Annotated in this window: 12 protein-coding genes; 11 read left to right on the top strand and 1 reads right to left on the bottom strand. The window is 73.7% G+C overall.

The annotated features are described in order from the left end of the window. Positions 1-53: 53 nt before the first annotated feature. The 11 genes from ACFQ79_RS01925 (at position 54) to ACFQ79_RS01975 (ending at position 12,447) form a co-directional block, all read left to right on the top strand. The gene (locus tag ACFQ79_RS01925) at positions 54-2,186 is read left to right on the top strand and encodes an ATP-binding protein (protein ID WP_383578866.1); all 2,133 of its coding nucleotides are present in this window, start codon (positions 54-56) and stop codon (positions 2,184-2,186) included. 99 nt (positions 2,187-2,285) lie between these two features. Further along, positions 2,286-3,458 carry a sulfite oxidase gene (locus ACFQ79_RS01930; RefSeq protein WP_383578867.1) on the top strand — a complete coding sequence of 391 codons (1,173 nt, stop codon included), beginning with the start codon at positions 2,286-2,288 and terminating at the stop codon, positions 3,456-3,458. 104 nt (positions 3,459-3,562) lie between these two features. Next, complete coding sequence (gene nadE / locus ACFQ79_RS01935; RefSeq protein ID WP_383578868.1) at positions 3,563-4,393, top strand: ammonia-dependent NAD(+) synthetase; 831 nt, start codon at positions 3,563-3,565, stop codon at positions 4,391-4,393. Positions 4,394-4,608: 215 nt separating this feature from the next. Next, a complete protein-coding gene (locus ACFQ79_RS01940; protein ID WP_383578869.1) occupies positions 4,609-4,998 on the top strand; it encodes a VOC family protein in 390 nt (129 codons plus the stop codon). A gap of 101 nt (positions 4,999-5,099) precedes the next feature. Continuing rightward, the gene (locus ACFQ79_RS01945; RefSeq protein ID WP_383578870.1) at positions 5,100-5,780 is read left to right on the top strand and encodes an ABC transporter permease; all 681 of its coding nucleotides are present in this window, start codon (positions 5,100-5,102) and stop codon (positions 5,778-5,780) included. Between the two features lie 156 nt (positions 5,781-5,936). Continuing rightward, positions 5,937-6,611 carry an ABC transporter permease gene (locus ACFQ79_RS01950; RefSeq protein WP_383578871.1) on the top strand — a complete coding sequence of 225 codons (675 nt, stop codon included), beginning with the start codon at positions 5,937-5,939 and terminating at the stop codon, positions 6,609-6,611. A gap of 44 nt (positions 6,612-6,655) precedes the next feature. Then, the gene (locus tag ACFQ79_RS01955; protein ID WP_383578943.1) at positions 6,656-7,576 is read left to right on the top strand and encodes an ABC transporter substrate-binding protein; all 921 of its coding nucleotides are present in this window, start codon (positions 6,656-6,658) and stop codon (positions 7,574-7,576) included. Positions 7,577-7,753: 177 nt separating this feature from the next. Further along, a complete protein-coding gene (locus ACFQ79_RS01960) occupies positions 7,754-9,238 on the top strand; it encodes a cellulase family glycosylhydrolase (protein ID WP_383578872.1) in 1,485 nt (494 codons plus the stop codon). 76 nt (positions 9,239-9,314) lie between these two features. Next, the gene (locus ACFQ79_RS01965; RefSeq protein WP_383578873.1) at positions 9,315-10,622 is read left to right on the top strand and encodes an alpha/beta fold hydrolase; all 1,308 of its coding nucleotides are present in this window, start codon (positions 9,315-9,317) and stop codon (positions 10,620-10,622) included. Between the two features lie 143 nt (positions 10,623-10,765). Continuing rightward, positions 10,766-11,698, top strand: coding sequence for an SIS domain-containing protein (locus ACFQ79_RS01970; protein ID WP_383578874.1), 933 nt, complete (start codon positions 10,766-10,768; stop codon positions 11,696-11,698). After that, positions 11,695-12,447 carry a PIG-L deacetylase family protein gene (locus ACFQ79_RS01975; RefSeq protein ID WP_383578875.1) on the top strand — a complete coding sequence of 251 codons (753 nt, stop codon included), beginning with the start codon at positions 11,695-11,697 and terminating at the stop codon, positions 12,445-12,447. Before ACFQ79_RS01970 ends, ACFQ79_RS01975 begins: the two co-directional genes overlap by 4 nt. 87 nt (positions 12,448-12,534) lie before the next feature. Here the strand turns inward: ACFQ79_RS01975 and ACFQ79_RS01980 are convergent, their stop codons facing one another. Continuing rightward, positions 12,535-13,035: a GNAT family N-acetyltransferase gene (locus ACFQ79_RS01980; protein ID WP_383578876.1), complete on the bottom strand. Its 501-nt coding sequence runs from the start codon at positions 13,033-13,035 to the stop codon at positions 12,535-12,537. Between the last annotated feature and the right edge of the window lie 52 nt (positions 13,036-13,087).

A 13,087-nucleotide genomic window follows, 5' to 3' on the forward strand; every position in this document is an offset into this window, starting at 1 on the left:
CCCCGGTCCGGCCAGCGTAACGAACCGGTGCCGACCACCCGTTCGTCGCTCTCATGAGGGAGACTGCTCCCGTGCGTGGACATCTGCCGGACGAGAACCCCGGTTTCGTGGGACGCCGTACGGAACTGGAGCGGACATCCGCCGCGTTGGCGGAGCACCGCCTCGTCACCGTGACCGGCGTCGGGGGAGTCGGGAAGACCCGGCTCGCGCTGCGCGCCGCGCACCGCGCCGCCGACGGGTACCCCGACGGCGCCTGGTGGACCGACCTCACCCCGCTCGACGGCGACCGGCTCCTCGTCGCCCTCGTCGCCGACTCGGTCGACCTCTCCGACCACACCCCCGGCATGGCGACCACCGGACTCTGCCGTCGGCTCGCCGACGACCGGCTGCTGCTCGTCCTCGACTCCTGCGAACACCTCGCCGAGCCCTGCGCACGGCTCGTCGCCGAACTCCTCGCCGCCGCCCCGGGACTCACCGTCCTGGCCACCAGCCGGCGTCCCCTCGGCGTCGAGGGGGAGCAGGTCGTCCACCTCGACCCGCTGCCGCCCGCCGGGGGCGACGCCCTGGAGCTGCTCCGCAGGGCGGCCGGCGAGGAGTTCACCGCCGCGGGCCCGGCGGGCGAGATCTGCGTACGCCTCGAAGGCATCCCGCTCGCCCTGGAACTGGCCGCCGCCCAGATCCGCCTCCAGGGCGCCGAAGCCGTCAGGGACCAGCTCGGCACCCGCTTCGACGCCCCGCCCTCCGCCCGCTTCGACCTGCTCGCGCACACCGAGCGGGTGTGGCCGAGCCGCCACCAGACCCTGCGGGCCGCCATCGGCTGGAGCCATGAGCTGAGCGCCCCGCTCGAACGCCTCCTCTGGGCCCGGCTCTCCGTCTTCCGCGGCCCCTTCGACCTGGCGTCGGCGACCGCCGTGTGCATCGGCGGCCCGCTGAACCGGGCGACCCTGCCGGGAGCCCTCGACGGGCTCGTCCGCGCCTCCGTGGTCCGCCCGCCGGATGCGACCGGCCGGCTGCGGATGCTCGACACGATCCGCGCGTACGGGGCGACCTGGCTGGACCGGACCGGCGAGACCGGGGCGGTCGCCGACCGTCATGCCGCCCACTTCCGGGGACTCGCGCGCCGGGGCGAGAGCGAATGGCACGGCGCGCGCCAACTGCGCTGGTACCGGACGGTCGACGCCCACCACACCGACCTGCGCATCGCCCTCGACCGGCTGCTGCGGACCGATCCCGACGCGGCCCTCGACCTCATCGGCTCGGTCGCCTTCGCCTGGTCCTGCCGGGGCCGGCTCCGCGAGGCCCGCGACGGCCTCGAACAGGCCCTGCTGCTGAGCGGCGCGCGCGGCCGCCCCCGGGCCCGCGCCTTGTGGGCGCTCGGGGTCACCCTCGTGCTCCAGGGCGAGTTCGGTCCCGCGCAGGAGGTGAGCGAGCGCTGCGCCCGGGAGGCCCGGCACACGGAGTACAGCGAGTACACCGAGGAGGTCGAGCACACGGAGTACGGCGACGGCGGCGGGCGCGCCGGCCACCACGGCCGCCCCGGCGACCTGACCCTCGACGCCGCCGCCCTCGCCGGGCTCCTCGCCCTGACCACGGGCCGTCCGATGGCCGCGCACGTCGTCGTGGGCCATGTCCTCGACGCGGCCCAGGGCGGTCCCGCCGACTCCGCCGCCCGGCTCCGCTGCCACCTCGTCCGGGTCTTCGCGCTGACGGGACTCGGCCGGCTCGGCGAGGCCCGTGACCGGGCGCTGGCCCTGCGGACCCTGTGCGAGGAGCTGGACGAGCACTGGACCCGGACGGCCCTGGAGTACCAGCTCGCCCTCACGGGTCTCCTGGAGGGCGACCCGGCGACGGCGGCGGGGCACGCGCGCGCGATGCTCGAAGGAACGCGAGGACTCGGCGCGAGCCTGGGCGTGGCGCTCGGGCTCGACGTCCTCGCCACCGCGCTCGCGGCGGCCGGCGACGGCGAGCGGGCGGCCGACGTCTCGGGCACGGGGGAGGCGTACTGGCGCTCCACGGGCCAGCCCCGTCGCGGCCTGCCCGGCCTGCGGGCGCTGCACGAGAAGTACACCGACACCGCCCGCGCGACGATCGGCGAACCGGCCTACGAGGAGATCTTCGTACGCGCCCTCACCGGGCTCCCGCAGGACGGCCTGGACCGAGCCCTGGGGAGCCCCCGCCAGGCCTGAGGCGCCGCATCCGGGACGGGCCCGTCCGAGACCCGTCCGGCCCGTCCGGCCCGTCCGTGCCGAGGTGCCGGGCCCCGGGCCGCGGCGCACCATGAGGGCATGGACGGATCCCTGAGTGGTCTGAGCGACATCAGCACACCGGGGCGCGTGGCCGGGCCCGACGAGGGCCTTTCCCCGCAGGAGTTGGCCCTCGCCACCCGCAATCACGGGCTGCCCCTGGAAGCACTGCGGTACGACGTCACTCCGCCCGGGCTGCACTACGTCCTCGTCCACTACGACATCCCCGACACCGCCGCGGACGGCTGGCGGCTCACCGTCGGCGGCCGCGTGCTGCGCACCCTCGCCCTCGATCTGGACGCGCTCCGCTCCCGGCCCTCCGTCACCCGCCGGGTCACCCTGGAGTGCGCCGGGAACGGACGGGCCCGGCTGTCGCCCCGGCCGGTCAGCCAGCCATGGCTCGTCGAGGCCGTCGGAACCGCCGACTGGACCGGTGTCCCCCTCGCCGCGCTCCTCACCGAGGCGGGGGTCGCGGAGGACGCCGTCGAGGCGGTCTTCACCGGCGCCGACCACGGGGTGGAGCGGGGCGTCGAGCAGGACTACCGGCGCAGCCTCCCCCTCGCGACAGCCGCCGACCCGGCCCGGGACGTCCTCGTCGCGTACGCCATGAACGGGGCGCCCCTGCCCCCGCAGCACGGCAGCCCGCTCCGGCTCGTCGTCCCCGGCTGGTACGGCATGGCCCATGTGAAGTGGCTCCACGACATCACGCTCACCGACACCCCGTACGCCGGCTTCCAGCAGGCCGTGGCCTATCGCGTACGGCAGGCCCCCGAGGAGCCGGGGGAGCCCGTCACCCTCATCGCGCCCCGGGCCTTGATGGTGCCGCCCGGATTCCCCGACTTCATGTCCAGGACCCGCGTGGTCCGCCCCGGCCCCGTCCCGCTCTCCGGCCGCGCCTGGTCGGGCCACGGGCCGGTCACCCGCGTCGAGGTGAGCGAGGACGGCGGGGCCGCCTGGACCGAGGCGGAGCTCGTACGGGATCCCGCGCACCCCTGGGCCTGGTCCGCCTGGCGGACCACCTGGACGGCGACCCCGGGCCTGCGCCATCTGACCGTCCGGGCCACCGACGCCGAGGGCGGCGTCCAGCCGGTCGTCGAACCCTGGAACCGCGGCGGCTTCGCCAACAACCTCGTCCAGCGGGTCGAGGTCCTCTGCACCCCGGACGCGGCCTCGGACGCGACGCCCGGGACGCCCGGGTCCCGACACCGGACGTGACCTCGGACGTGCCCGAGGCGGTGGGGCCGGGGCAGGGCGACGCGCCGTCGCCCCGGTGCGTAAAGTCGACACCCGCAGCCCCCGTACCCGACGAGGAGACCTCCGTGACCGACCCGGCGTCCACCGCCCTCCAGCAGCAGATCGCCCGGGACCTCCAGGTGGCCGAGACCTTCGACCCGCGGGCCGAGATCGAGCGCCGCGTGGCCTTCCTGACCGAGCGCCTCACCTCCACGGGGCTGCGCTCCCTCGTCCTCGGCATCAGCGGCGGCGTCGACTCCACCACCGCCGGACGCCTCTGCCAGCTCGCCGTGGAGCGGGCCCGCGCCGCCGGACACGAGGCCACCTTCTACGCGATGCGCCTGCCCTACGGCGTGCAGGCCGACGAGAAGGACGCGCAGACCGCGCTCGGCTTCATCCGCGCCGACGAGGTCCTCACCGTGGACGTCAAGGCCGCGAGCGACGGGGCCCTGGAGGCCGCCCTCGCCGGTGGCGTGACCTTCCGTGACGCCCACCACCAGGACTTCGTGCAGGGCAACATCAAGGCCCGTCAGCGGATGATCGCCCAGTACGCGGTCGCCGGAGCCAACGACGGTCTCGTCGTCGGCACCGACCACGCCGCCGAGGCCGTCTCCGGCTTCTTCACCAAGTTCGGTGACGGCGCCGCCGACGTCGTCCCGCTCACTGGACTGACCAAGCGCCGTGTCCGCGCGGTCGCGGCCGAACTCGGCGCCCCGGCCGACCTGGTCTGGAAGACCCCCACGGCCGACCTGGAGACGCTGGACCCGGGCAAGCCCGACGAGGACGCCCTCGGCGTCACGTACGACGACATCGACGACTTCCTGGAGGGCAAGCCGGTCGCCGAGGCCGCCTTCGCCACGATCGTGCGCCGCTACGAGCTCACCGAGCACAAGCGGCAGCTGCCGATCGCGCCCTGAGCGCCCTGAGCGCCCTGAGCGCCTGTGCGCCTGAGTGCCCTGCGCGCATGGAGCCGTGAGCCGTGAGCCGTGAGCCGTGAGCCCCGGGTCACGGGTCACGGGCCCGGGGGCACGGGTCCACGGGCCCCGGGCCCCCGGGCCTGAGCGGCGGGCGGCGGACACTCGGCGGATCCTGGAAGGGGCGCCCGGCACGGGCCCCCGGAAAGGAGCACGCCATGTTCGGCGACACCCCGGCATTCAGCGGTTTCTCGGTCGACGACCTGGACGCCGCCCGGCGCTTCTACGGCGAGACCCTCGGTCTGGAGGTGGGCGAGGAGGGGCAGGACGACATGCGGATGCTCTTCCTCACCCTGGCGGGCGGGGCCCGGGTCTTCGTCTACCCGAAGGACGACCACACCCCGGCCACGTTCACGATCCTCAACTTCGCGGTCGACGACATCGACCGGGCCGTGGACGACCTGACGGGGCGCGGAGTGACCCTGGCGCGCTACGAGGGATTCGAGGCCGACGCGAAGGGCATCGTGCGGGGCGACGGCGGACCGGCCATCGCGTGGTTCACCGACCCGGCGGGGAACGTCCTGTCGGTGCTCCAGGAGAACCGCTGACCGGCGTCACCCGGGCATCGGCGTAGCCGTCCGGCACCGTCCCCGCCCCCGAACGGACCGGCCCGCGTGCGCGGCCGCCCCGTACCGCCTCGAATGGGAGGGTGATCGCGCCGCCCGACGACTGCCTCGCCCGCAACGAGTGGATCTGCGGCGCCTACCTCTCCACCCGGAGCGAGATCCTCACCGACGCCGTCGTCCAGCACCTCCAGCTGACGGCCGTCTCCGTCGCCCTCGGCCTGGTGCTCGCCCTCCCCCTCGCGATCGCGGCCCGCCGGTGGCGCTGGGCGGCCGGGCCGATCCTCGGGGTCACCACCCTCCTCTACACGATTCCGGCGCTCGCGATGTTCTCGCTGCTCCTGCCCGTGTACGGGCTGTCCGCCGCCCTGGTCGTGGCCGGCCTCGTCCTGTACTCCCTCACGCTCCTCGTCCGGAACATCCTGGCCGGGCTCCGCGCGGTTCCCGAGGAGACCCGCCAGGCCGCCCGCGGCCTCGGATACGGTCCGGTCCGGCTGCTGCTCGCCGTCGAGCTGCCGCTCGCCGTGCCCGCCGCCATGGCCGGGCTCCGGATCGCCACCGTCTCGGCCGTCTCCCTCGTCACGATCGGCGCGATCGTCGGCCACGGCGGTCTCGGCAACCTCATCTACTCGGGCATGAACACCTTCTTCAAGGCCCAGGTGCTGACCGCCTCCGTGCTCTGCGTCCTGATCGCGGTCGCCGCCGACCTGCTCCTCCTCGGCGCGCAGCGGCTGCTCACTCCCTGGACCCGCGGGCAGACCGCATGACCACGTCCCCGACCTGCAGGCAGACCGCATGACCACGTCCCCGACCTGCAGGCAGACCGCATGACCACGTCCCCGACCTGCGGGCAGACCGCATGACCACGTCCCCGACCTGCGGGCAGACCGCATGACCACGTCCCCGACCCGAGGGCGGACCGCATGACCACGCTCTCCGACGCCTGGTCCTGGCTCACCACCTCCGCGCACTGGTCCGGCGAGAACGGCATCTGGCACCGGCTCGCCGAGCACCTCTTCCTCACCGTCGTCTGCCTCGCCATCAGCTGTGCGATCGCCCTGCCCGTCGCCCTCGTCCTCGGGCACCTCGGCAAGGGCGGCGCGCTCGCCGTGAACCTCTCCAACGTCGGCCGGGCCGTTCCCACCTTCGCCGTCCTCGTCCTGCTCCTCCTCAGCCCGATCGGTGCGTACGGCGAGTGGCCGACGATCATCGCGCTCGTCCTGTTCGCCGTGCCCCCGCTGCTGACCAACGCGTATGTGGGGATGCGGGGCGTCGACCCCGATGTCGTACGGGCCGCCCGGGGCATGGGCATGACGGGCCGCCAGACGCTGACCCTGGTCGAGGTGCCGCTTGCGCTGCCGCTGATCCTGACCGGTGTGCGGATCGCCGCCGTCCAGCTCGTCGCCACCGCCACCGTGGCCGCGCTCGCCGGCGGCGGAGGGCTCGGCCGGATCATCACGGCCGGGTTCAACCTCGCCTCCACCTCGCAGGTCGTCGCCGGCGCGTGCCTCGTCGCCGTCCTCGCGCTGCTCGTGGAAGGGGTCTTCGAGGGGGTCCAGCGCCTCGCCCCCGCCGGCGTACGGGGGAGCGGCCGGTGAGCGGACCGCCCCGCCCGCCCCGGGGCGCCGCCCTCGGGCTCCTCCTGGCGGTCTGCGCCGTCCTCGGCGGCTGTGCGACGGGACCCTCCCTGGAGGCCCGGGGCGAGGTCACGGCACCGCCGGGCGACCGTCGCCGGCTGACCGTCGGCTCGGCCGGATTCACCGAGAGCGACCTGCTGGCCCAGATGTACGCCCTGCTCCTCGAGGACGCCGGGTACGGTACGAAGATCCTCTCCGTCACCAACCGCGAGCTGTACGAACCGGCCCTGGAGCGCGGTCAGATCGACGTCGTGGCGGAGTACGCGGCGACCTTCGCCGACTGGCTGAACGCCAAGGCCAACGGGGCCGACGCACCGACCGTCGGCTCGCCCGACCTGGACGCCACGATGAAGGCGCTCCGCGGACTGGCCGGCCCCCGCGGGCTCACCGTCCTCGACGCGGGCCGGGCCGTCGACCAGAACGCCTTCGCCGTCACCGCCGAGTTCGCCGCCGAGCACCGGCTGAAGACCCTCAGCGACCTCGGCGCCACCGGTCTCCCGATCCGTCTCGCGGCCGGTGACGAATGCGTCCGGCGGCCGTACTGCGCTCCCGGTCTGCGGGAGGTCTACGGCATCGACATCACCGCCGTCGACCCCAAGGGCGTCGGGACCACCCCGGCCAAACAGGCCGTCCAGAACGGCCAGGACCAGCTGGTGCTCACCACGACCACCGATGCCACACTCGACGAGTTCAGGCTCGTCCTGCTCGCCGACGACAAGCACCTGCAGAACGCCGACCACGTCGTCCCCGTCGTCAACCGCGCCCGTGCCGGCGGCGAGCGCGTCACCCGGGCGCTGTCCCGTCTCAACACGGTCCTGACCACGGCCGATCTGGCGCGGCTCAACGAAGAGGTGGACAGCTGGCGGCGCCTTCCGGAGGACGTGGCGCGGAACTATCTCGTGACGAAGGGGCTCGTCCCGCGCTGAGTCCGGAGGTCCGTCGCTGTCAGCCCGCTGAACTGCGTCTCTTGTCATGACCCTTGCGAGGCGGATCGAGAGCCTGCTATTCATCCGTTAGGAAAGTTTCCTTCCAGTCCAACGGCGCCTTCGTCAGCATCCCCCGGCCTTCCCCAAGGCCTCGTTCGTCGTTCCGTGGAGACCCCCATGACTTCGGCACGATCCGCACGACTCCGCACCCGCATCGGCCGACGGCCCGGCGTCCGACGCCTCGGCGTCGCCGGAACCGCCCTCGGCGCGCTGCTCCTCGGCCTCGCCGTCACCCCGCCCACCGCGACCGCCGCCCCCGTCACCTACGAGGCGGAGACGGCCACCGTCTCCCGGGGCGCCGTCGAGTCCAACCACGCCGGGTTCACCGGCAACGGATTCGTCAACTACGACAACGCCACCGGCGGTTACGTCCAGTGGAACGTCGACGCCGCCCAGGCGGGCCCCGCGACCCTCACCCTGCGCTACGCCAACGGCACCACCACCGACCGCCCCATGGACATCGCCGTCAACGGCGCCGTCGCCGCCTCCGGCACGTCCTTCGCCGGCACCGGCGCCTGGACCACCTGGGCGACCACCACCGTCACCACCACCCTCAAGGCCGGCGCCAACACCATCCGCGCCACCGCCACCACGGCCAACGGCGGCCCCAACGTCGACCACATCAAGGTCGACGGCGCCACCACCCCGCCGCCCACCGGCACCACCCCGGCCGCGATCAACGGCCAGCTCGAGGTCTGCGGCACCAAGCTCTGCAACCGGTACGACAAGCCGATCCAGCTGCGCGGCATGTCCAGCCACGGCACCCAGTGGTACAGCCAGTGCCTGACCGGCGGCTCGCTCGACGCCCTCGCCAAGGACTGGAACGCCGACGTCCTGCGCGTCTCCACCTACGTCCAGGAGGAGGGCTACGAGACCGACCCGCGCAAGTACACCGACCTCGCCCACTCCCTCATCGAGCAGGCCACCGCGCGCGGCCTGTACGTGATCGTCGACTGGCACATGCTCGACCCGGGCGACCCGCACTACAACCTCGCCCGCGCCAAGACCTTCTTCACCGAGATCGCCCAGCGCCACGGCTCCAAGACCAACCTCCTGTACGAGATCGCCAACGAGCCCAACGGCGTCGCCTGGTCCCGCGTCAAGAGCTACGCCGAGCAGCTCATCCCGGTCATCCGCGCCAAGGACGCCGAGACCCCGATCCTCGTCGGCACGCGCGCGTGGTCCTCGTTCGGAGTCTCCGACGGCGCGAACGAGTCCGAGGTCGTGTCCAACCCCGTGAACGCGACCAACATCATGTACACCTTCCACTTCTACGCGTTCTCGCACCGCGACGAGTACCTGAACGCCCTCTCCCGCGCCGCCGACAGGCTGCCCGTCTTCGTCACCGAGTTCGGCACCCAGAACTACGCCGGCGAGGGCGGCAACGACTTCGCGATGTCGCAGCGGTTCCTCGACCTCATGGCCACCAAGAAGATCAGCTGGGTCAACTGGAACTTCTCCGACGACGAGCGCAGCGGCGCCGTCTTCAAGACCGGCACCTGCGACTCCGGCGGCCCCTGGGCGGGCACCGGCTCGCTGAAGCCCGCCGGCGTCTGGATCCGTGACCGCATCAGGACGCCGGACAACTTCCCGACCTCCTGACGCCCCTCCTCCGGTCCGCCCCCGCCATGTGATCCACTGTCCTGGCGGGGGCGTACCGAACAGGAGCAGGAACAGCGTGACCACCTACCGGCAGCCGGGACTCGTCCTCACCGACCACCGCTTCCCCGTCCCCCTCGACCACGCCCGCCCCGACGGCGAGCGGATCGAGGTCTTCGGCCGTGAGGTCGTCGCGAGCGGCAACGCCGGCCCCGGCCGCGAACAGCTCCCCTGGCTGGTCTACCTGGAGGGCGGTCCCGGCTTCGGCGCCCGCCGGTTCATCGGCCCGCAGGCCTGGCTGGGCCGGGCCGTCCAGGAGTTCCGCGTCCTCCTCCTCGACCAGCGGGGCACCGGCCGTTCGACCCCCGCCAACCGCCAGACCCTGCCGCTCCGCGGCACCCCCGCCGAGCAGGCCGACTACCTCGCCCACTTCCGCGCCGACTCGATCGTCGAGGACTGCGAGCTCATCCGGCGCCGGCTCACCGGCGGCGCCCCCTGGACCGTCCTCGGCCAGAGCTTCGGCGGCTTCTGCGCCACCCACTACCTCTCGACCGCGCCCCAGGGCCTGGAGCGGGTCCTGATCACCGGCGGACTGCCCTCCCTGTACGCCACCGCCGACGAGGTCTACCGCGCCGCCTACCCCAGGATCCGGGGCAAGAACGAGGCCCACTACGCCCGCTATCCGCAGGACGCGGAACGGGCCCGCGCGGTCGTCGCCCACCTCCTCGACCACGAGGTCACCCTGCCCGGCGGCGGCCTGCTCACCCCCGAGGCCTTCCAGTCCCTCGGCATCCTCCTCGGCTCCGGCGAGGGCACCCACCAGCTCCATCTGCTCCTGGAGGGCGCCTTCGTCCCCACCCCCGGCGGGCCCGCGCTCGCCGACGCCTTCCTGGAGCAGGTCCAGGCCCAGCTGTCGTACGCCGGACACCCGCTGTACGCCGTGCTCCACGAGGCCATCTACGCCCAGGGGAAGGGGCCCACCGACTGGGCGGCCGAGCGGGTCCGCGCCGAGCACCCCGAGTTCGACGCCCGCGCCGCGCTCGCCGAGGGACGGCCCCCGCTGTTCACCGGCGAGACCGTCCACCCCTGGCACTTCACCACCGATCCCGCCCTGCGCCCGCTCCGCGAGACCGCGGAACTCCTCGCCGCCCGCACCGACTGGAGCCCGCTGTACGACCCCGAGCGCCTCGCCGCCAACCGGGTCCCGGTCGCAGCGGCCGTCTACCACGACGACATGTACGTGGACACCGGCCACTCCCTCGACACCGCGCGCACGATCCGCGGCCTGCGCACCTGGGTGACGGACGAGTTCGAGCACGACGGGGTACGGGCCGGGGGACCGCGCGTCCTGGACCGGCTGCTCGCGCTCTCCCGCGACGAGATCTGACCACCGGGGGGAGGGGACGTGCGCCCGGCGGCGCGCAAAAGTCCAAGGGGTGGACCGCCCTTGCTCATGGAGTGCACCGGACGGATGCCGGTAGAACTCGGTCCGGGCCCCGTGCGGGGGCCTGCCGAGGAGAGGACCCGGACATGAGCAGCCACGTCAGCGCGGAGATCGCCGGCCAGCCCGACTGCTGGCGCCGCGCCGCCGAGATCGCCGACCACGACGCCGACCTGCTGCCGGCCCGCGGCGAGCGGGTGGCGGTGGTCGGCTGCGGCACCTCGTACTTCATCGCCCGTGCCTACGCGGCGCTGCGCGAGTCCCTCGGCGCGGGCGAGACCGACGCGTTCCCGGCCTCCGACTCCACGCCGCTCGGGCGCGGTTACGACCGCATCGTGGCCCTCACCCGCTCCGGTACCACCACGGAGGTCGTCCATCTCCTCGCCGGCGCGGCGGGGCGCATCCCGACCCTCGTCCTCACCGGAGTGCCCGACAGCCCAGCGGGACAGCTCGCCGACCGGGTCCTCGACCTCGGGTTCGCCGACGAACGCTCCGTCGTCCAGACCCGGTTCGCGACCACCGCACTCCAACTCCTCCGCGCGGGACTGGGGGTGGATCTGGGTCCGGCCGTCGCCGACGCCGAACTCGTCCTCTACGAGCGGCTGCCCGCCGCGTGGGAGCGGCGCGGCCAGTTCACCTTCCTCGGCACCGGCTGGACCGTCGGCCTCGCCGACGAGGCCGCCCTCAAACTGCGCGAGGTGGCCCGCGTCTGGACGGAGTCGTACGCGGCGATGGAGTACCGCCACGGCCCGATCAGCATCAGCGACCGGTCCAGCCTCGTGTGGTGCCTCGGCCCCGCCCCCTCGGGCCTGAAGGACGAAGTGGAGTCCACCGGCGCCCTGTTCGCGGCCGACGCGATCGACCCGGTCGCCGCGCTCGTCCGCGCCCAGCGGCTCGCGGTCGCGCTCGCGGTGCGCCGCGGACTCAACCCCGACCGGCCCAGGAACGTCTCGCGTTCGGTGATCCTTTCCGGAGCGTTCCGCCCGACCGCGTCGGAGGCCGCCCGTATCCTGCGGTCATGACCGGAACCGAAGTCACGGACCTCGCGGAGATGCCCGGCGACTGGCAGCGCGCCCTCGCCGTCGTCGCCCACCCCGACGACCTGGAGTACGGCTGCGCGGCGGCCGTCGCCGCCTGGACGGACGCGGGCAAGGAGGTGGCCTACGTCCTCGCGACCCGCGGTGAGGCCGGCATCGACACGATCGCACCGGACGCCTGCGGTCCGCTGCGCGAGCGGGAGCAGCGGGACAGCGCCGCGGTCGTCGGCGTGGACACGGTGGAGTTCCTCGACCACCGCGACGGCGTGATCGAGTACGGGCTCGGGCTGCGGCGCGACATCGCGGCGGCGATCCGGAGGCACCGCCCGGAGCTCGTCATCACCCTCAACCACCGTGACACCTGGGGCGGGGGCCCCGGCGCCCCCTGGAACACCCCCGACCACGTGGCCGTGGGCCGGGCCGCACTCGACGCGGCGGGGGACGCGGGCAACCGCTGGATCTTCCCCGAGCTCACCGACCAGGGACTGGAGCCCTGGAACGGAGTGCGCTGGGTGGCGGTGGCGGCGTCCAGCACTCCGACCCACGCGGTGGACGCGGCCCCGGGTCTGGACCGTGCGATCCGCTCGCTGCTCTGTCACCGCGCCTACATCGAGGCCCTGACGGACGAGGACCCGGAGCAGTACGTCCGGTCCTTCCTCACCGCGGCGACGAGCCGGGCGTCCGCCCGCTTCGGCGGCCGCCCGGCGGTCGCCTTCGAACTCTTCGGGCGCTGACGGAGCGGGCCTGGGGGCCTGCGCCCGGGATCCGGCGCTCGGGGCCCGGGCGTCAGGGGCGACGGGGCAGTCAGGGGCGACGGGCAGTCAGGGGCGACGGGTCAGTACGCGGGTGATGCTTCCGTCGTCCTCGGTGATGTCCCGGACGTGCTCGAATCCGATCCTGCCGAGCAGCTTCAGCGAAGCGGCGTTGGGCTCGGCCACGGTGGCGTGCACCTCGGACAGGCCGAGCGTGCCGAAGCCGTGGCCCACGAGGGCCTCGGCCACCTCCGTACCGAGCCCCGAACCCCAGGCCGCCGGCGCGAGCGCGTACACGATCTCGTGCCCGCCGACGTCCTCGGACGGCTTGATCTCGGCATGCCCGACCAGCACCCCGTCCCGGCGCACGGCCCAGACGGCGAACAGCTCCTGGGCGTAGACCTTCGTGAAGATCCGCCCGAACAGGGCCCGGTCGTCCTCCTCGGACGCCGGGCCGTCCCCCATCCACACCGACACCCTCGGATCCTGGAAGAGCGCCATGAAGGCCTCCTCGTCCGCGGGGACGTAGGGCTCAAGCAGAAGGCGCTCGGTGCGCAGCGTCGGAATCACGAACGGCGACGCTACCCACCGGGCACCGGCCGGGCAATCGACTTTCGCCGGC

The sequence above is a fragment of the Streptomyces sp. NPDC056480 genome (genome assembly GCF_042795405.1).
Taxonomy (GTDB): Bacteria; Actinomycetota; Actinomycetes; order Streptomycetales; family Streptomycetaceae; genus Streptomyces.

What these genes read in the sequence shown, in the direction of transcription:
- ACFQ79_RS01925 (WP_383578866.1), top strand. Translation starts at nt 54, where the DNA reads ATGAGGGAGACTGCTCCCGTGCGTGGACATCTGCCGGACGAGAACCCC.
- ACFQ79_RS01930 (WP_383578867.1), top strand. Translation starts at nt 2,286, where the DNA reads ATGGACGGATCCCTGAGTGGTCTGAGCGACATCAGCACACCGGGGCGC.
- ACFQ79_RS01940 (WP_383578869.1), top strand. Translation starts at nt 4,609, where the DNA reads ATGTTCGGCGACACCCCGGCATTCAGCGGTTTCTCGGTCGACGACCTG.
- ACFQ79_RS01950 (WP_383578871.1), top strand. Translation starts at nt 5,937, where the DNA reads ATGACCACGCTCTCCGACGCCTGGTCCTGGCTCACCACCTCCGCGCAC.
- ACFQ79_RS01960 (WP_383578872.1), top strand. Translation starts at nt 7,754, where the DNA reads ATGACTTCGGCACGATCCGCACGACTCCGCACCCGCATCGGCCGACGG.
- ACFQ79_RS01970 (WP_383578874.1), top strand. Translation starts at nt 10,766, where the DNA reads ATGAGCAGCCACGTCAGCGCGGAGATCGCCGGCCAGCCCGACTGCTGG.
- ACFQ79_RS01975 (WP_383578875.1), top strand. Translation starts at nt 11,695, where the DNA reads ATGACCGGAACCGAAGTCACGGACCTCGCGGAGATGCCCGGCGACTGG.